The 17,626-nt window shown below is 66.2% G+C and carries 16 protein-coding genes; 12 read left to right on the top strand and 4 right to left on the bottom strand.

Features of this window, described 5'->3' with window-relative positions; translation table 11 throughout:
- Nucleotides 1-2: 2 nt before the first annotated feature.
- A complete protein-coding gene (gene murU, locus BMY22_RS10155) occupies nt 3-671 on the bottom strand; it encodes an N-acetylmuramate alpha-1-phosphate uridylyltransferase MurU (RefSeq protein WP_090621685.1) in 669 nt (222 codons plus the stop codon).
- Nucleotides 668-1,684 carry an aminoglycoside phosphotransferase family protein gene (locus BMY22_RS10150; RefSeq protein ID WP_090621683.1) on the bottom strand — a complete coding sequence of 339 codons (1,017 nt, stop codon included), beginning with the start codon at nt 1,682-1,684 and terminating at the stop codon, nt 668-670. Before BMY22_RS10150 ends, murU begins: the two co-directional genes overlap by 4 nt.
- A gap of 132 nt (nt 1,685-1,816) precedes the next feature.
- On the opposite strand from BMY22_RS10150, the gene BMY22_RS10145 reads away from it, so the two are divergent.
- The 11 genes from BMY22_RS10145 (at nt 1,817) to BMY22_RS10095 (ending at nt 16,074) form a co-directional block, all read left to right on the top strand.
- Nucleotides 1,817-4,576 (top strand): LPS-assembly protein LptD, encoded by a 2,760-nt coding sequence (locus BMY22_RS10145; protein WP_090621682.1) that lies wholly within the window; start codon nt 1,817-1,819, stop codon nt 4,574-4,576.
- Nucleotides 4,551-5,852: a peptidylprolyl isomerase gene (locus BMY22_RS10140; protein ID WP_090621680.1), complete on the top strand. Its 1,302-nt coding sequence runs from the start codon at nt 4,551-4,553 to the stop codon at nt 5,850-5,852. Before BMY22_RS10145 ends, BMY22_RS10140 begins: the two co-directional genes overlap by 26 nt.
- Complete coding sequence (pdxA, locus tag BMY22_RS10135; RefSeq protein ID WP_090621679.1) at nt 5,849-6,847, top strand: 4-hydroxythreonine-4-phosphate dehydrogenase PdxA; 999 nt, start codon at nt 5,849-5,851, stop codon at nt 6,845-6,847. Before BMY22_RS10140 ends, pdxA begins: the two co-directional genes overlap by 4 nt.
- 129 nt (nt 6,848-6,976) lie before the next feature.
- Nucleotides 6,977-7,795 carry a 16S rRNA (adenine(1518)-N(6)/adenine(1519)-N(6))-dimethyltransferase RsmA gene (gene rsmA / locus BMY22_RS10130; RefSeq protein WP_090621677.1) on the top strand — a complete coding sequence of 273 codons (819 nt, stop codon included), beginning with the start codon at nt 6,977-6,979 and terminating at the stop codon, nt 7,793-7,795.
- Nucleotides 7,796-7,835: 40 nt separating this feature from the next.
- Nucleotides 7,836-8,216: a Co2+/Mg2+ efflux protein ApaG gene (apaG, locus tag BMY22_RS10125; RefSeq protein WP_090621675.1), complete on the top strand. Its 381-nt coding sequence runs from the start codon at nt 7,836-7,838 to the stop codon at nt 8,214-8,216.
- Nucleotides 8,216-9,049, top strand: a complete 834-nt coding sequence (locus BMY22_RS10120) for a symmetrical bis(5'-nucleosyl)-tetraphosphatase (RefSeq protein ID WP_090621673.1) — start codon at nt 8,216-8,218, stop codon at nt 9,047-9,049. The genes apaG and BMY22_RS10120 overlap by 1 nt, the downstream gene beginning before the upstream one ends.
- 70 nt (nt 9,050-9,119) lie before the next feature.
- Nucleotides 9,120-9,455 carry a thiosulfate sulfurtransferase GlpE gene (gene glpE / locus BMY22_RS10115; RefSeq protein ID WP_090621672.1) on the top strand — a complete coding sequence of 112 codons (336 nt, stop codon included), beginning with the start codon at nt 9,120-9,122 and terminating at the stop codon, nt 9,453-9,455.
- A gap of 356 nt (nt 9,456-9,811) precedes the next feature.
- Nucleotides 9,812-11,734, top strand: a complete 1,923-nt coding sequence (locus BMY22_RS10110; protein WP_090621670.1) for a PrkA family serine protein kinase — start codon at nt 9,812-9,814, stop codon at nt 11,732-11,734.
- Nucleotides 11,735-11,839: 105 nt separating this feature from the next.
- Nucleotides 11,840-13,114: a YeaH/YhbH family protein gene (locus tag BMY22_RS10105; RefSeq protein ID WP_090621668.1), complete on the top strand. Its 1,275-nt coding sequence runs from the start codon at nt 11,840-11,842 to the stop codon at nt 13,112-13,114.
- Entirely contained in the window at nt 13,111-14,676 is a 1,566-nt protein-coding gene (locus BMY22_RS10100; RefSeq protein ID WP_090621667.1) for a SpoVR family protein, read from the top strand. Before BMY22_RS10105 ends, BMY22_RS10100 begins: the two co-directional genes overlap by 4 nt.
- A gap of 150 nt (nt 14,677-14,826) precedes the next feature.
- On the top strand, nt 14,827-16,074 hold the full coding sequence (locus tag BMY22_RS10095; protein WP_090621665.1) for a multifunctional CCA addition/repair protein: 1,248 nt from the start codon (nt 14,827-14,829) through the stop codon (nt 16,072-16,074).
- An 11-nt stretch (nt 16,075-16,085) separates the two neighbouring features.
- On the opposite strand, the gene folK is transcribed toward BMY22_RS10095, so the two are convergent.
- Together folK and BMY22_RS10085 are read right to left on the bottom strand one after the other, a co-directional pair.
- On the bottom strand, nt 16,086-16,631 hold the full coding sequence (folK, locus tag BMY22_RS10090; protein ID WP_090621664.1) for a 2-amino-4-hydroxy-6-hydroxymethyldihydropteridine diphosphokinase: 546 nt from the start codon (nt 16,629-16,631) through the stop codon (nt 16,086-16,088).
- A complete protein-coding gene (locus tag BMY22_RS10085; protein WP_090621712.1) occupies nt 16,622-16,975 on the bottom strand; it encodes a dihydroneopterin aldolase in 354 nt (117 codons plus the stop codon). Before BMY22_RS10085 ends, folK begins: the two co-directional genes overlap by 10 nt.
- Before the next feature lie 65 nt (nt 16,976-17,040).
- Between BMY22_RS10085 and plsY the strand changes: the two genes are divergently transcribed.
- On the top strand, nt 17,041-17,610 hold the full coding sequence (gene plsY / locus BMY22_RS10080; protein WP_090621662.1) for a glycerol-3-phosphate 1-O-acyltransferase PlsY: 570 nt from the start codon (nt 17,041-17,043) through the stop codon (nt 17,608-17,610).
- Nucleotides 17,611-17,626: the final 16 nt, after the last annotated feature.

Below are 17,626 nucleotides of genomic sequence, written 5' to 3'. Positions count from 1 at the left end.
CCTCAGCGCGGCTCCGCCAGCAACCGCTCGACCTCGGCGAGGCGTTCGTGGGTGCCGACGTCCACCCAGTGCCCGCGAAAGTGCTCGCCGCCGACCCGTCCCTCGGCCATCGCGGCGAGCAGCAGCGGCGCCAGCTTGAAGGCTCCCGGCCGGCAGCCGGCAAACAGCGCCGGGTCGAGCACGGCGATGCCGCTGTAGGTCAGTCCGGGCCGTTCGCCGCGGGCGCTGACCCAGCCGTCCCGCAGGCAGAAGTCGCCCTGCGGGTGGTGCGCCGGGTTGTCCACCAGCACCAGATGGGCCAGGGACGCGGGGACACGGCGCAGGCCGGCGAAGGCGTAGTCGGTCCAGATGTCGCCGTTGACCAGCAGGAAGGGCGCCTCGCCGAGCAGCGGCAGGGCGCGGTGGATGCCGCCGCCGGTCTCCAGCGGCTCGCCCTCGGCCGAATAGGCGATGCTCGCGCCGAAGCGCGCGCCATCGCCCAAGTAGGCCTCGATCTGCGTGCCGAGCCAGGCGTGGTTGATCACCAGCTCGCGAAACCCCGCGGCGACCAGCGCGCGCACGTGGTATTCGATCAGCGGCACGCCGCCGGCGCGCACCAGCGGCTTGGGAGTGTGCAGGGTCAGGGGGCGCAGGCGCTCGCCCTTGCCAGCCGCGAGGATCATCGCCTTCATGGCGCGCGCTCCCCGGGCAGGCCGGCGAGCAGCGTGCCGAGTTCGGCCAGTTCCGGCCGGCGCGCCAGCACCGTCTCGATGTAGCCGAAGAAGCGCGGCACGTCGGTCAGGTACTTGGGCTTGCCGTCGCGGTGACAGATCCGCGCGAAGATGCCGATCACCTTGAGGTGGCGCTGCACGCCCATCAGGTCGCTGGCGCGCAGGAAGTCCTCGAACCCGGCCTGCACCGGGATGCCGGCCTCCCCGGCCATCCGCCAGTAGCGCTCCAGCCAGGCGTCGACACGCGCCGGCGGCCAGCTGAGGAAGGCATCCTTGAACAGACAGGTGACGTCGTAGGTGACCGGGCCGTAGACCGCGTCCTGGAAGTCCAGCACGCCCGGGTTGGGCTCGCTGAGCATCAGGTTGCGCGGCATGTAGTCGCGGTGCACCAGCACCTTGGGCTGCGCCAGGGCGCTGTCCACCAGCAGGTCGCAGACTCGCTGCCAGGCGGCCAGTTGCGCGCCTTCGAGCGCTATGCCGAGATGGCGCTGCAGGTACCAGTCGGGAAACAGCTGCAGCTCGCGGCGCAGCAGGGCGTCGTCGTAGCTCGGCAGGCCACCGTCCAGCGGCAACTGCTGGAAGGCCAGCAGGGCCTTGAGGGCGTCCTCGAAGAGGGCGTCGGCGTTGTTTTCGTCGATCACCTCCAGATAGGTCTGCCGACCGAGGTCGGTCAGCAGCAGGAAGCCCTGCTCGAGATCGGCGGCCAGAATTTCCGGCACGTTCACGCCGGCGGCGGCGAGCAGCTCGGCGACCTTGACGAACGGCCGGCAGTTCTCCTGGGGCGGCGGCGCATCCATCGCGATCAGGCTGCGCTCGCCATCCTGCCAGCGAAAATAGCGCCGGAAACTGGCGTCGCTGCTCGCCGGCGTCAGGCTCGCCGGCCCCGGCACTCCCCAGCCGCGCTCGGTAAACAGCGCCGGCAGACAGCGCTCCAGCCAGCGCTCGAGGTTTTCCAATCGACCATCCACAGACATCTACTACCCCCTACTCCTACGGACCTAGCCGTTGCCAGACGCATTGCTTTATTATGGCCGATCTTACTCCAGCCTATCGAAGGCCGTGCCGCACCGGCGGTTGGCGCACAGGAAGCCCGGACATAAACTCAGATGGCCCTCACTCCTCCCCGCTCGTTGTTCCGCCGAAAGTTTCCCCTTCTGGTCACCGGCAGCCTGTTGGTCCTGGGTTCGGCCCGCCTGCTCGCCGCCGACCAGTTCGACTGCCAGGCCTCGGCCACCGGCGGCTGGAACTGCGCGCCGAAGAGCGCTGCCAAACCCCGGCCACCGCGCCCGCACGAGGCCGCCGCCATGGCCGGCGGACAGGCCGCTTCCGCCCAGGAGGCCCAGGAAGGAGCCGCGGCGACCCTGGTCACCAAGAGCGAAGGCTTTGCCCTGGCCTCGCGCAGCAGCGACTACAGCCACCTGGACTGGGTGCCGCGGGAGAAGCTCACCCCGGCACAACTGGCGGAAACCGGCCCCTACTGCGCCGGCGCCTACGTCGAGCCGCCCCGCGTGGGGATGGACGACAAGACGCCGATGCGCGAAGCGCCGACCTACGTCTCCGCCAAGGCCTCGCGCTACGACCAGGACAAGCAGGTCGCGGCGATCGCCGGCGACGTGGTCCTGCGCCGGGGCGGCATGCAGGTGGAGTCCGACGAGGCGCGCCTCTATCAGCTGGAGAACAAGGGCGAGGTGTCCGGCAACGTCAGGCTGCGTGACGAGGGCGTACTGGTCGTCGGCGACCGCGCCGAGATCCTGCTGGACAACGGCGAGGCGCAGGTGGACAACGCCGAGTACGTCATGCATCGCGGCCACGTCCGCGGCAGCGCGCTCACCGCCAAGCGCGAGGAAACCGCGATCATCCGCCTCAAGGACGGCACCTACACCACCTGCGAGCCGGGCAGCAACACCTGGACCCTGAAGGGCAAGAACATCACGCTGGACCCGGCCACCGGGGTCGGCAACGCCACCCACGTGACGCTACGGATGCGCGACCTGCCGGTCTTCTACACCCCGTACATCCGCTTCCCGATCGACGATCGCCGCCAGTCCGGCTTCCTGATGCCGAGCTTCGGCAGCTCGGGCAGCGGCCTTGCCCTGCAGACGCCCTACTACTTCAACCTGGCGCCGAACTACGACGCGACCCTCTACCCGACCTACATGGCCGACCGCGGCCTGTTGATGGAGGGCGAAGTGCGCTACCTGACCAAGACCAGCGAGGGCCAGGTCGGCGGAGGCTACCTGGACGACAGCGACAACGAGCGCAAGCAGCAGTCGGAGTACCAGAAGCAGCGCTGGATGTACAACTGGCAGCACACCGGCGGGCTGAATTCGCGCCTGCTGACCGAGGTCGACTACACCGACATCAGCGACCCCTACTATTTCCAGGACATGCAGACAAGCCTGGGCATCCGCCAGCCGGACTTCCTCAACCAGCGCGGCACCCTGACCTGGCGTGGCGACACCTTCACCGCGCGCCTCAACGTCCAGGCCCTCGAACGCAGCACGATCAGCGACACCACGCCCTACGACCGCCTGCCGCAGGTCAGTCTCGACGGCTTCCTGCCGTATCAGCCGCAAGGCCTGCACTTCACCTACGGCACCGAGTACGTCAAGTTCGAGCGCAGCCTGCGCCGCGGCAACTTCATCAACCAGAGCGGCAACCCGCAGCCCTGGTATGACGAGAACATCACCGGCCTGGACCGCGCCGACGGCGACCGCATCCATCTGGAGCCCGGCGTCAGCCTGCCGCTGGAGTGGACCTGGGGCTATCTCAAGCCCTCGGTCAAGGTCGCCCACACCCGCTACGACCTGAGCCTGGACAGCAAGGGCAAGCAGGAGATGGCCGCTGCCGGCGAGCACTACGACGACACCCCGGACCGCACCGTGCCGATCGCCAGCCTGGACGGCAGCCTCTACTTCGACCGCAACGTCAACTGGTTCGGCAAGGGTTTCCGCCAGACCCTGGAACCGCGGATGTACTACCTCTATGTGCCGTACCGCAACCAGAAGGACATCCCGGTGTTCGACACCGGCGAGCACGTCTTCAGCTATGCCTCGCTGTGGCGCGACAACCGCTTCACCGGCAAGGACCGCATCGGCGACGCCAACCAGCTGTCGCTCGGCGTGACCAGCAGCCTGATCGAGAACAACGGCTTCGAGCGCCAGCGCGTCAGTTTCGGCCAGACCATCTACTTCAAGGATCGCCGGGTGCAGATGCCGCGCGTGGACTACAAGACGCGCGACGACTCCAAGTCCGGGATTTCGCCCTACGCCCTGGAGTACCTGTACCGCTTCAACCACGACTGGCGCCTGACCTCCGCGTTCAACTGGGACCCGGACGCCCACGAAACCCGCTCGGGCAACGCGATGTTCCACTACCAGCCGGCCGACAATCCGAGCAAGATCGTCAACCTGGGCTATCGCTATCGCAAGGACGTGATGCGCTACAACCAGGCCAACGGCACCTGGGACTACAGCACCGACTTCGGCAAACCGGGCGACCCCAACTACATCAAGGACTACTACAAGATCAAGCAGCACGACTTCTCGACCATCTGGCCGCTCGTTCCGCAGTGGAGCGCCATCGCCCGCTGGCAGTACGACTACAGCCGCAGCCGCACCCTGGATGCCTTTGGCGGCTTCGAGTACGACAGCTGCTGCTGGAAATTGCGCGTGATCGAGCGTTACTGGATCGGCTACAACGAGGACAACCTCAACCCGAACAAGAACGACCAGGCCGACCAGGGCATCTTCTTCCAGGTCGTGTTCAAAGGCCTCGGCGGCGTGGCCGGCAGCAAGGTGGACGCGTTCCTCAGCCAAGGCATCGAAGGGTACACCGAACGTGAAGAGTACCAAAAAGATAACTAAGCACCTGCGCCCGCTGCTGCTGTCCACCCTGCTGCTCGGCAGCGCGGTGCATGCCGAGGTGCGGCCGCTGGACCGCGTCGTCGCCATCGTCGACAACGACGTGATCATGCAGAGCCAGCTCGACCAGCGCCTGCACGAGGTCGAGCAGACCATCTCCAAGCGTGGCGCCCAGTTGCCGCCGCGGGAGCAGCTCAACGCGCAGGTGATGGAGCGCCTGATCCTGGAAAACATCCAGCTGCAGATGGGCGAGCGCGCCGGCATCCGCATCGGCGACGAAGAACTCAGCCAGGCGATGTCGACCATCGCCCAGCGCAACGGCTTGACCCTCGAGCAGTTCAAGGCCGCCCTGGCCCGCGACGGCCTGTCCTTCGACGATGCCCGCGAGCAGGTGCGCCGCGAGATGATCATCAGCCGCGTCCGCCAGCGCGTGGTGGCCGACCGTATCCAGATCAGCGACCACGAGGTGCAGAACTTCCTCGCCTCGGACCTCGGCAAGCTGCAGCTGTCGGAAGAGTTTCGCCTGGCCAACATCACCATTCCGCTGCCCGACGGCGCCTCACCCGAGATGATCCAGGCCGCCGAGCGGGATGTACTGGAGATCTACCGGCAGCTGCGCGCCGGCACCGACTTCGCCCAGTTGGCGATCGCCCGCTCGGCCGGCGAAACCGCGCTGGAAGGCGGCGAGATCGGCTGGCGCAAGGCGGCCCAGCTGCCGCCGCCGTTCGACGGTCTGGTCAGCCGGCTGTCGGTCGGCGGGGTGACCGAACCGGTGCGTACCCCGGGCGGCTATATCATCATCAAGCTGCTCGAAAAGCGCGGCGGCAGCGCTCACCAGGTCCGCGACGAGGTCCACGTTCGCCACATCCTGATCAAGCCGAGCGAGATCCGCAGCGAAGCCGAGGTCCGGGCGCTGATCGAGCGTATCTACGAACGCATCCAGAACGGCGAGGACTTCGCCGAGCTGGCGAAGAGCTTCTCGGAAGATCCGGGTTCGGCGCTGAACGGCGGGGACCTCAACTGGATCGATCCGAACGCCCTGGTTCCGGAGTTCCGCGAGGTGATGGCCAACACCCCTGCCGGGCAGCTGTCGCGGCCGTTCAAGACCCCGTTCGGCTGGCACGTGCTGGAAGTACTCGGCCGCCGCGCCACCGACAGCAGCACCCAGGTCCGCGAACAGCAGGCGCTCAACATGCTGCGCAACCGCAAGTACGACGAGGAGCTGCAGTCCTGGCTGCGCCAGATCCGCGACGAGGCTTACGTGGAAACCAAGCTGTGAGCCCGCGCCGCTTCGCCCTCACCCCTGGCGAGCCGGCCGGCATCGGTCCCGACCTGTGCCTGCTGCTGGCCCGCCAGGCCCAGCCCCAAGTGCTGGTCGCCGTCGCCAGCCGCGCGCTGCTCGCGGAGCGCGCCAGCCAGTTGGGCCTGCACATCGAGCTCCTCCCCGTCACGCCGGACGCCTGGCCGAGCACCCCCGCCGCGGCCGGTCGCCTGTACGTCTGGGACACTCCGCTGCGCGCCGCGGTGCAGACCGGACGGCTCGATCCGGCGAACGCCGCCTATGTCCTGGAGACCCTGAACCGCGCCGGCCAGGGCTGCCTCGCCGGCGACTTCGCCGGCATGATCACCGCGCCGGTGCACAAGGGCGTGATCAACGAAGCCGGCATCCCCTTTTCCGGCCATACCGAATTCCTCGCCGAACTGACCGGCACCGAACAGGTGGTGATGATGCTCGCCACCGCCGGCCTGCGCGTGGCCCTGGTCACCACCCACCTGCCGCTGCGCGCGGTGGCCGACGCCATCACCGCCGAGCGTCTGGAGCGGGTGACGCGCATCTTGCACGACGACCTGGTCGGCAAGTTCGGCATCGCCCGCCCGCGCATCTTGGTCTGCGGCCTGAATCCGCACGCCGGCGAGGGCGGCCACCTGGGCCGCGAGGAACTCGAGGTGATCGAGCCCACCCTGAAGCGTCTGCGCAGCGAAGGCCTGCAGTTGGTCGGCCCGCTGCCGGCCGATACCCTGTTCACCCCCAAACACCTCGAGCACTGCGACGCGGTGCTGGCGATGTACCACGACCAAGGACTGCCGGTGCTCAAGTACAAGGGCTTCGGCGCCGCGGTCAACGTCACCCTCGGTCTGCCGATCGTGCGCACCTCGGTCGATCACGGCACCGCGCTGGAGCTGGCCGGCAGCGGCCGGGTCGATACCGGCAGCCTGCAGGTGGCGCTGGAAACCGCCTACCAGATGGCCGCCGGCCGCCCGCAGGTCGGCTGAAGCGAGAGGCGCCGCAGCCTTTCGGGCTTTTCCTGCCGCGTACGGCTTGAAGCGTGCGGCCACCTCACTGCTAAACTGCATCTTTTTGCATTCGCTTTGAGCTTGTGGCTTGAAGCTTGGAGCCGTCCCATGTCCGAGCTGTACCAGCACCGCGCGCGCAAGCGCTTCGGCCAGAACTTCCTGCACGATGCCGGGGTGATCCACCGCATCCTGCGCGCCATCCATCCCCGCGCCGGCGAGCATCTGGTCGAAATCGGCCCGGGCCAGGGTGCGCTGACCGAGGGGCTGCTCGGCAGTGGTGCGCGCCTCGACGTCGTCGAGCTCGACCTCGACCTGATCCCCCTGCTCAAGATGAAGTTCGGCCTCGACCCATGCTTCCACCTGCACCAGGGCGATGCCATGAAGTTCGATTTCGCCCAGTTGTGCAGCAAACCGCACAGTCTGCGCATCGTCGGCAACCTCCCCTACAACATCTCCACCCCGTTGATCTTCCACCTGCTCGAACATGCCGGACTGATCCACGACATGCACTTCATGCTGCAGAAGGAGGTGGTCGAACGCCTGGCCGCCGAGCCGGGCGGCGGCGACTGGGGACGGCTGTCGATCATGGTCCAGTACCACTGCCGGGTGGAGCACCTGTTCAACGTCGGCCCCGGCGCCTTCAACCCGCCGCCGAAGGTCGACTCGGCGATCGTCCGCCTGGTCCCCCACGCCACCCTGCCGCACCCGGCGCAGGACCCGGCGCAGCTCGAGCGGATCGTCCGCGAGGCCTTCAACCAGCGCCGCAAGACCCTGCGCAACACCCTCAAGGGCCTGCTCGACGCCGCGGACATCGAGGCCGCCGGTGTCGACGGCAGCCTGCGCCCCGAGCAGCTGGACCTGGCCGCCTTCGTCCGTCTGGCCGACCGCCTGCATGAACGGGAGAAGGAACACCGCCCGCTCACGTAAGCTCAAACCCCGTTCAGCCATCCGCCAACAGAGCCAACGCATGTCAGATCCCCGCTATCAGATCGACGTCAGCGTCGAGACCCGTTACCTGCCGGAGCAGTCGCAGCCGGAAGAGAACCGCTATGCCTTCGCCTACAGCGTGACCATCCGCAACAACGGCACGCTGCCGGCCCAGTTGCTCTCGCGTCACTGGCTGATCACCGACGGCGACGGCCATGTCCAGGAGGTCCGCGGTCCCGGCGTGATCGGCATGCAACCGCTGCTCGGCCCGGGGCAAAGCCACAACTACGACAGCGGCACGCTGCTCGCCACCCAGGTCGGCACCATGCAGGGCAGCTACCAGATGCTCGCCGAGGACGGGCACCATTTCGATGCGTCGATCCAGCCGTTCCGCCTGGCCGTGCCCGGAGCCCTGCACTGATGGCGTTGTATGCGACCGGAGACCTGCAGGGCTGCCTGGAACCTCTCAAGTGCCTGCTCGAGCGGGTCGCCTTCGATCCGGCCCGGGATCGCCTGTGGCTGACCGGCGACCTGGTCAACCGCGGCCCGCAGTCGCTGGAGAGCCTGCGCTTTCTCTATGCCATGCGCGACGCGGTGACCTGTGTGCTGGGCAACCACGACCTGCACCTGCTGGCCGTGGCGCACGACATCGAACGCCTGAAGAAGAGCGACACACTGCGGGAAATCCTCGAGGCCCCCGATCGCGACGTGCTGCTCGACTGGCTGCGCCAGCAGAAGCTGCTGCACCACGATGGCGAGCGGGGCATCGCCCTGGTGCATGCCGGCATCCCGCCGCAGTGGTCGCTGAAGAAAGCGCTGCGCCTGGCCGGGGAAGTCGAGGAAGCCCTCCAGGACGACGCCCGGCTACCGCAATTTCTCGACGGCATGTACGGCAACGAACCGCTGCGCTGGAACGGCCGGCTGCGCGGCGTGGCGCGCCTGCGGACAATCACCAACTACTTCACGCGGATGCGTTTCTGCACCCCCGACGGCACCCTCGACCTGAAGAGCAAGGAAGGCCTGGGCACCGCACCGGCGGGCTTCGCCCCCTGGTTCAGCCACCCCGGACGCAAGACCCGCGGGCAGAAGATCCTCTTCGGCCACTGGGCCGCCCTGGAAGGCCGCTGCGACACGCCCGGGGTGATCGCCCTGGACACCGGCTGCGTCTGGGGCGGGACCCTGACCCTGCTCAACGTGGACACCGACGAGCGTCACCGCTGCGCCTGCAACAGTGCCAAAGGTGCTCCTATCTAGTGGGACGGCCACGGATCGGGTAGTTTCTCAGCATTGACGAGCGACCCGCTCCAGCCATCGAGGTGCATCCATGAGCGAATTCCGTCGTATCCCGCCCCAAGAGGCCCAGCTCCTGCGTACCCAGGGTGCGGTGGTGGTGGACATCCGCGACCCGCAGAGCTATGCCCTGAGCCATATCGCCGGCGCATACCATTTGGACAACCACTCCCTCGCCGACTTCATGGCCCAAGCGGATTTCGAGCAACCGCTGATCGTCGCCTGCTACCACGGCAACTCCAGCCAGGGCGCTGCGGCCTACCTGGCCGAGCAGGGCTTCGCCGAGGTCTACAGCCTGGATGGCGGCTTCGAGCTGTGGCGCGCCACCTTCCCCGACGAGGTCGCGCAAGGCGAGACGGACCAGCCCTGAGCCCCGCCTGAGCTAGACCGAGCCGGCTTTCTCGGCCCGCCAGACGGGTCGGGCGGTGCTCTTTTGCGCCGTAAATCAGCCACTTTTCCGCTCCGCCAGACCGTCCTCCGCAGTGTCCCGGCAACCGCAACTCCCCCTCTTGTCATCTCCCCGCGCAACCGTGCTACTGTCGATACCGAACTACTCTTGTTCTTACGCCATCCACATCTGGGCAAAGCCGGCACACGGCTTGCTACTACACTTCAAGGCAACGACCTTCGGGCATGGGGGATTCATCGGCTGACCCGCGTCAGCGAACCGCCAACACCCAAGTGCTAAAACCAAAGCCGGCTCCGGGCATCGAACGAGGTGACGACATGAGTATCTTCAGCCACTTTCAACAACGCTATGAGACGACGCGTCAGGAAGAGTACTCCCTCCAGGAGTACCTCGAACTGTGCAAGCAGGACCGCAGCACCTATGCCACCGCAGCCGAACGGATGCTGATGGCGATCGGCGAGCCGGAGTTGCTGGACACCTCCGTCGACCCGCGGCTGTCGCGGATCTTCTCCAACAAGGTCATCCGCCGCTACCCCGCCTTCGCCGACTTCCACGGCATGGAAGACTGCATCGAGCAGATCGTCTCCTACTTCCGCCATGCGGCCCAGGGCCTGGAAGAGAAGAAGCAGATCCTCTACCTCCTGGGTCCGGTCGGCGGCGGCAAATCCTCCCTGGCGGAGAAGCTCAAACAGTTGATCGAAAGGGTGCCCTTCTACGCGATCAAGGGCTCCCCGGTGTTCGAATCCCCCCTGGGGCTGTTCAATGCCGCCGAGGACGGCGAGATCCTCGAAGAGGATTTCGGCATTCCGCGCCGCTACCTCTCCACCATCATGTCGCCCTGGGCAACCAAGCGGCTCAACGAGTTCGGCGGCGACATCAGCCAGTTCCGGGTGGTCAAGCTGTATCCCTCGATCCTCAACCTGGTCGGGGTGGCCAAGACCGAGCCGGGCGACGAGAACAACCAGGACATCTCCGCGCTGGTCGGCAAGGTCGACATCCGCAAGCTGGAGGAATTCCCGCAGAACGACGCCGACGCCTACAGCTATTCCGGCGCGCTGTGCCGTGCCAACCAGGGTCTGATGGAGTTCGTCGAGATGTTCAAGGCACCTATCAAGGTGCTGCATCCGCTGCTGACCGCCACCCAGGAAGGCAACTACAACAGCACCGAAGGCCTCGGCGCGATTCCCTACACCGGCATCATCCTCGCCCACTCCAACGAGTCCGAGTGGCACAGCTTCCGCAACAACAAGAACAACGAGGCCTTCATCGACCGTATCTACATCGTCAAGGTGCCCTACTGCCTGCGCGTTGCCGACGAGATCAAGATCTACGACAAGCTGCTGACCCACAGCTCGCTGGCCAAGGCCCACTGCGCGCCGGACACCCTGAAGATGCTGGCCCAGTTCTCCGTGCTCTCGCGTCTGAAGGAGCCGGAAAACTCGAACATCTACTCGAAGATGCGCGTCTATGACGGCGAAAATCTCAAGGACACCGATCCCAAGGCCAAGTCGATCCAGGAGTACCGCGACAACGCCGGGGTGGACGAGGGCATGAACGGCCTGTCGACCCGCTTCGCCTTCAAGATCCTCTCCAAGGTGTTCAACTTCGACCCCAACGAAATCGCCGCCAACCCGGTGCACCTGCTCTACGTGCTGGAGCAGCAGATCGAGCAGGAACAGTTCCCGCCGGAGGTGCGCGAGCGCTACCTGCGCTACCTCAAGGAATACCTGGCGCCGCGCTACATCGACTTTATCGGCAAGGAGATTCAGACCGCCTACCTCGAGTCCTATAGCGAGTACGGGCAGAACATCTTTGACCGCTACGTGCTGTACGCCGACTTCTGGATCCAGGACCAGGAATACCGCGACCCGGAAACCGGCGAGATCCTCAACCGCATGGCCCTCAACGAGGAGCTGGAGAAGATCGAGAAGCCGGCCGGCATCAGCAACCCGAAGGACTTCCGCAACGAGATCGTCAACTTCGTGCTGCGCGCCCGCGCCAACAACAACGGCAAGAACCCGAGCTGGCTGAGCTACGAGAAGCTGCGCGTGGTGATCGAGAAGAAGATGTTCTCCAACACCGAGGACCTGCTGCCGGTCATCAGCTTCAACGCCAAGGCGAGCAAGGAAGACCAGCAGAAGCACAACGACTTCGTCACACGCATGGTCGAACGCGGCTACACCGAGAAGCAGGTCAGGCTGCTCTCCGAGTGGTACCTGCGGGTCCGGAAATCGCAGTAATCCAGCCGCAAGCCACACGCTTCAAGCTGCAAGCGGAAGCAAGCCCCTGAGCTCGGCTCCGCTTGCAGCTTGCGGCTCGGGGCTGGCAGCTCCCCGGAGGGGCCTATGAGTTATGTGATCGACCGACGCCTGAACGGCAAGAACAAGAGCACGGTGAACCGCCAGCGCTTTCTGCGGCGTTACCGTGATCACATCAAGAAGGCGGTGGAGGAGGCCGTCAGCCGCCGCTCCATCACCGACATGGAGCACGGCGAACAGATCAGCATTCCCGGCCGCGACATCGACGAGCCCGTGCTGCACCACGGGCGCGGCGGCAAGCAGACCATCATCCATCCGGGCAACAAGGAATTCACCACCGGCGAGCGCATTCCGCGCCCGTCCGGCGGCGGGGGCGGCGGCAGCGGTGCCGGCAAGCCCAGCAACAGCGGCGACGGCATGGACGACTTCGTCTTCCAGATCACCCAGGAAGAGTTCCTCGACTTCATGTTCGAGGATCTCGAGCTGCCCAACCTGGTCAAGCGCCACATCACCGGCGCCGACACCTTCAAGTCGGTCCGCGCCGGGATCAGCAGTGAGGGCAACCCCTCACGGATCAACATCGTCCGCACCCTGCGCTCGGCCCATGCCCGGCGCATCGCCCTGTCCGGCAACAGCCGCGCCAAGCTGCGCGAGGCCAGGGCCGAACTGGAGCGGCTGAAGATCGAGGAGCCGGACAACTTCGGCGACATCCAGAAACTGGAGGCGGAAATCTCCCGCCTGCGTATGCGTATCGAGCGGGTGCCTTTCCTCGACACCTTCGACCTCAAGTACAACCTGCTGGTCAAGCAGCCCAACCCCAGCTCCAAGGCAGTGATGTTCTGCCTGATGGACGTCTCCGGCTCCATGACCCAGGCGACCAAGGACATTGCCAAGCGCTTCTTCATCCTGCTCTACCTGTTCCTCAAGCGCAGCTACGACAAGATCGACGTGGTGTTCATCCGTCACCACACCAGCGCCAAGGAAGTGGACGAGGAGGAATTCTTCTATTCCCGGGAAACCGGCGGCACCATCGTCTCCAGCGCCCTCAAGCTGATGCAGGAGGTGATGGCCGAGCGCTACCCGGTCAACGAGTGGAACATCTACGCCGCCCAAGCCTCGGACGGCGACAACTGGAACGACGATTCGCCGGTCTGCCGGGATATCCTGATCAAGCAGATCATGCCCTTCGTGCAGTACTACAGCTACGTCGAGATCACCCCGCGGGAACACCAGGCGCTGTGGTACGAATACGAGAACGTCCGCGAGGCGTTCCCCGACTCCTTCGCCCAGCAGCAGATAGTGTCGGCCGCCGATATCTATCCGGTGTTCCGCGAACTCTTCCAGCGGAGGCTAGTGTCATGACCCCCAGAGAGAGAAAGGGCCAGCCGATTTCCACCGGCTCGGAGTGGAGCTTCGAACTGGTCCAAGCCTACGACAAGGAAATCGGCCGCATCGCCGAACGCTACGCGCTCGACACCTATCCCAACCAGATCGAGGTGATCACCGCCGAGCAGATGATGGATGCCTACGCCTCGGTGGGCATGCCGATCGGCTATCACCACTGGTCGTACGGCAAGCATTTCCTCGCCACCGAGAAAGGCTACAAGCGCGGGCAGATGGGCCTAGCCTACGAGATCGTGATCAACTCCGATCCGTGCATCGCCTATCTGATGGAAGAGAACACCATGTGCATGCAGGCACTGGTGATCGCCCACGCCTGCTATGGGCACAACAGCTTCTTCAAGGGCAACTACCTGTTCCGTACCTGGACCGATGCCAGCTCGATCGTCGACTACCTGGTGTTCGCCAAGCAGTACATCATGCAGTGCGAGGAGCGCCACGGCATCGACGCGGTGGAGGAGTTGCTGGACTCCTGCCACGCCCTGATGAACTACGGCGTCGACCGCTACAAGCGCCCCTATCCGATCTCCGCCGAGGAGGAACGGCGCCGCCAGAAGGATCGAGAGGAGCACCTGCAGCGGCAGATCAACGACCTCTGGCGGACCATTCCCAAGGCCTCCGGGAAAGGCGGCGAACAGGATCGCTCGCGCTGGCCCGCCGAACCCCAGGAGAACATCCTCTACTTCATCGAGAAGCACGCGCCGCTGCTCGAACCCTGGCAGCGCGAGGTCGTGCGCATCGTCCGCAAGATCGCCCAGTACTTCTATCCGCAGCGCCAGACCCAGGTGATGAACGAGGGCTGGGCGACCTTCTGGCACTACACCCTGCTCAACGACCTCTACGACGAGGGGCTGGTCACCGACGGCTTCATGATGGAGTTCCTCCAGTCGCACACCAGCGTGGTCTACCAGCCGCCGTTCGACAGCCCCTACTACAGCGGCATCAACCCCTATGCGCTGGGTTTCGCCATGTACCGCGACATCCGGCGGATCTGCGAAAACCCGACCGAGGAGGACAAGCGCTGGTTCCCCGACATCGCCGGCAGCGACTGGCTGAGCACCCTGAAGTTCGCCATGCAGAGCTTCAAGGACGAGAGCTTCATCCTGCAGTTCCTCTCGCCCAAGGTGATCCGCGATCTCAAGCTGTTCAGCATCGTCGACGACGACCAGAAGGACGAACTGCTGGTTTCCGCCATCCACGACGACAACGGCTACCGCACCGTGCGCGAACTGCTCGCCGCCCAGTACAACCTGGGCAACCGCGAACCGAACGTGCAGATCTGGAACGTCGACCGCCGCGGCGACCGCTCGCTGACCCTGCGCCACCAGCAGCACGACCGCAAACCGCTCAGCGACTCCACCGAGGACGTTCTCAAGCACCTGCACCGGCTGTGGGGCTTCGACATCCACCTCGAGTCGATGCAGGGCGAACGGATCGCCAACAGCTACCACATGCCGCCCAGAGGCGACGGTGACAGCGAAGAGAACTATCCCCGCCTGGACTTGGCCATCCCACCGATCTGACCCTCCGCCCGCCATCGCGACGATGGCGGCGCCACTCCCGCAGCAGTCGGCCTGCCGTCGCTGGACGGCACCTGCTGTTGCCGGGAATGGTCGCCTCTCTTCCGTTCCCCCCGCCCTGCCCACCCGTTATGCTCTGTCCAGGAGGTGGACATGCAAATCTATAAAGTGGGTGGTGCGGTACGCGATCGTCTGCTCGGGCGAGCGATCAGCGAGGTCGACTGGGTAGTGGTCGGTGCCAGCGCCGAAGCGCTGCAGGCCAAGGGCTTTCGCCCGGTCGGCGCGGACTTTCCGGTATTCCTGCACCCCGAAACCGGCGAGGAATACGCCCTTGCCCGCACCGAGCGGAAAAGCGGCCACGGCTACGGCGGCTTCACCTTCTATGCCAGTCCCGAGGTGACCCTGGAAGAGGACCTGCTGCGCCGCGATCTGACCATCAACGCCATGGCCGAGGACGCCGAAGGCCGGCTGATCGATCCCTACGGGGGCCGGCGCGACCTTGAGGCGCGGCTGTTGCGACACGTCTCCCCGGCCTTCGCCGAAGATCCGCTGCGCGTCCTGCGCGTGGCGCGCTTCGCCGCCCGCTATGCGCCGCTGGGCTTTCGGATCGCCCCGGAAACCCTGGCGCTGATGCGCCGACTCGCCGAATCCGGGGAGCTGCAGGCGCTCACCGCCGAGCGCAGCTGGAAGGAAATCTCCCGCGCCCTGATGGAGCCGCGCCCGGATATGTTCATCCAGGTGCTGCGCGACTGCGGTGCCCTGCGCGAGCTGCTCCCGGAGGTTGACGCCCTGTTCGGCGTGCCGCAGCCGGCCGCCCACCACCCGGAAATCGACACCGGCGAGCATGTGCTCGCCGTGCTGCGCCAGTGTGCCGAGCACGAACAGCCGCTGACCGTGCGCTGGGCCTGTCTCCTGCACGATCTGGGCAAGGGGCTGACGCCTCCCGGCGAGTGGCCGCGGCACATCGCCCACGAACAGAAGGGCCTGAAGCCGATCCGCGCAGTCAACGCCCGCTGCAAGGCGCCCCGCGACTGCCAGGAACTCGCCCTGCTGGTCGGCGAATACCACACCCATGGCCATCGCGCCCAGGAGTTGCGCCCCGCCACCCTGCTCGAGCTGCTCCAGCACTTCGACGTCTACCGCCGTCCGCAACGTTTCGAGGAGTTCATCGCCGCCTGCGAGATGGACGCCCGCGGCCGGCTCGACCTGGAGGGGCGCGATTATCCGCAGGCCGCCTACTTGCGTGGCGCCGCCGCGGCCGCCCGGGCGGTGGATGTCAAACCGCTGCTGGAAAGGGGGCTCCAAGGCGCCGCGCTCGGCGAGGCGCTCAAGCACGAGCGGCAGCGGGCACTGAAGACCTACAAGGCCGGTCCTGCGCAGCAGGTCGACGAGGAAGACTGAAAGCGGCGCAACTACCGCTCCGTCGGCAGCGGAAAGGCCCGACGCAGCTCCACCGGTGTCAGCTCTGCCCCGCGCCATGGGAAGGAAACCGGCCACAGGCTCTGCTCGATCCGCGCCTCGCGCCACAGCTCGGCGAAGGCGCAGCCCGCACCGGGATGGCGCTGCTCCGGCACCAACAGCGCCAACGGCCAGAGCACGAAGGCGTTCTTCAATATTTCCGGGCGCGGCAGCACCAACCCGTCGAAATTGCCGACCCGTTCGCCGTACATCAGTACGTCGATATCCAGCGGCAGCCCTTTGCGGTCGGGCGCATAGCGGCCATTGTCCGCCTCGATGAATTTCAGCCGGCGATCCAGCTCGAGCAACGGCAAATCGGTACTGGCGGCCACCACCAGATTATAGAAAGGCCCGCTCCTGATCCCCACCGGCAAGCTCTCGAACACCGGCGAGCAGCGCAGATCCTGCAGAAAGCCGGCCAACGCCTCGAGACCGGCGGTGAGATGGGCGACACGCTCGATATTGCTGCCGAGCCCGAGCAGCACGGGAGTCAGCGACATCCGCGCTCGATCTCCACACCCACCCCGGCGGCGGCCGGAACGGCGCCCGGCTTGGTCAGCCGCAGGCGCAGCCAAGGCATGCCGAACTCCGCCATCAGCACGCCGGCCAGGCGTTCGGCGAAGGTTTCCACCAGCAGGAAGTGCGCCTCGCCGGCGAAAGCCTGGATGCGCACCGTCATCGCCGCATAATCGAGCGCGCAGGCCAGCGCGTCCCCGGCAGCCGGCGCCCGGACATCCCAGCCGCACTCCAGATCCAGCCGAAGGCACTGGCGAATGCCGCGCTCCCAGTCGTACACGCCGATGACGGTGTCGACCTCCAGGCCCTCGATAAACACTTTGTCCAAATTCATCTCCACGAAGGGCGCTGCGCCCCGCTAGAATCGGGTGCTCTCACCCCGGAATGGATCCCATGTTCTGGCTGCTGGCGATCCTCGCCTACCTGCTCGGTTCGCTGTCCTTCGCCATCCTGCTCAGCCGCCTGAGCGGCGGACCGGACCCGCGTGCCTGCGGCTCGGGCAACCCTGGCACCACCAACATGCTGCGCATCGCCGGCAAGCGACTGGCGGCGCTCACCCTGCTCGGCGACCTGTGCAAGGGCCTGCTGCCGGTGCTGATCGCCCAGCATGCCGGCCTCGGCGTCCAGCAGCAGGCCTGGATCGGCCTGGCCGCGGTGCTCGGCCATCTGTATCCCCTGTACTTCCACTTCCACGGTGGCAAGGGCGTGGCCACCGCCGCCGGACTACTGCTCGGCGTCTATCCGCCTGCCGCGCTGCCGGCCGTCGCTGCCTGGCTGCTGATCTTCGCCCTCACCCGCACCAGCTCCCTCGCCGCCCTGGCCGCCATCCCGCTCTGCCTGCCGCTGCTGGCCTGGAAGCAACCCGAGGCCCTGTTGCCGACGCTGCTGCTCTACGGGGTGATCGTCTGGCGCCATCGCGGCAACCTGCATGACCTCTTCGCCGGCCGGGAGCGGCATTTCTAGCCCCGCGCGTCCGACC

This window comes from Azotobacter beijerinckii (assembly GCF_900110885.1).
GTDB lineage: Bacteria > Pseudomonadota > Gammaproteobacteria > Pseudomonadales > Pseudomonadaceae > Azotobacter > Azotobacter beijerinckii.
Note: the sequence above shows the minus strand (reverse complement) of the source record. Positions and strands in the feature narration are given on the sequence as shown.

Excerpts from the sequence above, each read along its gene's own strand:
- murU (WP_090621685.1), bottom strand. The coding sequence starts at position 671 with ATGAAGGCGATGATCCTCGCGGCTGGCAAGGGCGAGCGCCTGCGCCCC.
- BMY22_RS10150 (WP_090621683.1), bottom strand. The coding sequence starts at position 1,684 with ATGTCTGTGGATGGTCGATTGGAAAACCTCGAGCGCTGGCTGGAGCGC.
- BMY22_RS10145 (WP_090621682.1), top strand. The coding sequence starts at position 1,817 with ATGGCCCTCACTCCTCCCCGCTCGTTGTTCCGCCGAAAGTTTCCCCTT.
- rsmA (WP_090621677.1), top strand. The coding sequence starts at position 6,977 with ATGTCCGAGCTGTACCAGCACCGCGCGCGCAAGCGCTTCGGCCAGAAC.
- apaG (WP_090621675.1), top strand. The coding sequence starts at position 7,836 with ATGTCAGATCCCCGCTATCAGATCGACGTCAGCGTCGAGACCCGTTAC.
- BMY22_RS10120 (WP_090621673.1), top strand. The coding sequence starts at position 8,216 with ATGGCGTTGTATGCGACCGGAGACCTGCAGGGCTGCCTGGAACCTCTC.
- glpE (WP_090621672.1), top strand. The coding sequence starts at position 9,120 with ATGAGCGAATTCCGTCGTATCCCGCCCCAAGAGGCCCAGCTCCTGCGT.
- BMY22_RS10110 (WP_090621670.1), top strand. The coding sequence starts at position 9,812 with ATGAGTATCTTCAGCCACTTTCAACAACGCTATGAGACGACGCGTCAG.
- BMY22_RS10105 (WP_090621668.1), top strand. The coding sequence starts at position 11,840 with ATGAGTTATGTGATCGACCGACGCCTGAACGGCAAGAACAAGAGCACG.
- BMY22_RS10100 (WP_090621667.1), top strand. The coding sequence starts at position 13,111 with ATGACCCCCAGAGAGAGAAAGGGCCAGCCGATTTCCACCGGCTCGGAG.
- BMY22_RS10095 (WP_090621665.1), top strand. The coding sequence starts at position 14,827 with ATGCAAATCTATAAAGTGGGTGGTGCGGTACGCGATCGTCTGCTCGGG.
- folK (WP_090621664.1), bottom strand. The coding sequence starts at position 16,631 with ATGTCGCTGACTCCCGTGCTGCTCGGGCTCGGCAGCAATATCGAGCGT.
- plsY (WP_090621662.1), top strand. The coding sequence starts at position 17,041 with ATGTTCTGGCTGCTGGCGATCCTCGCCTACCTGCTCGGTTCGCTGTCC.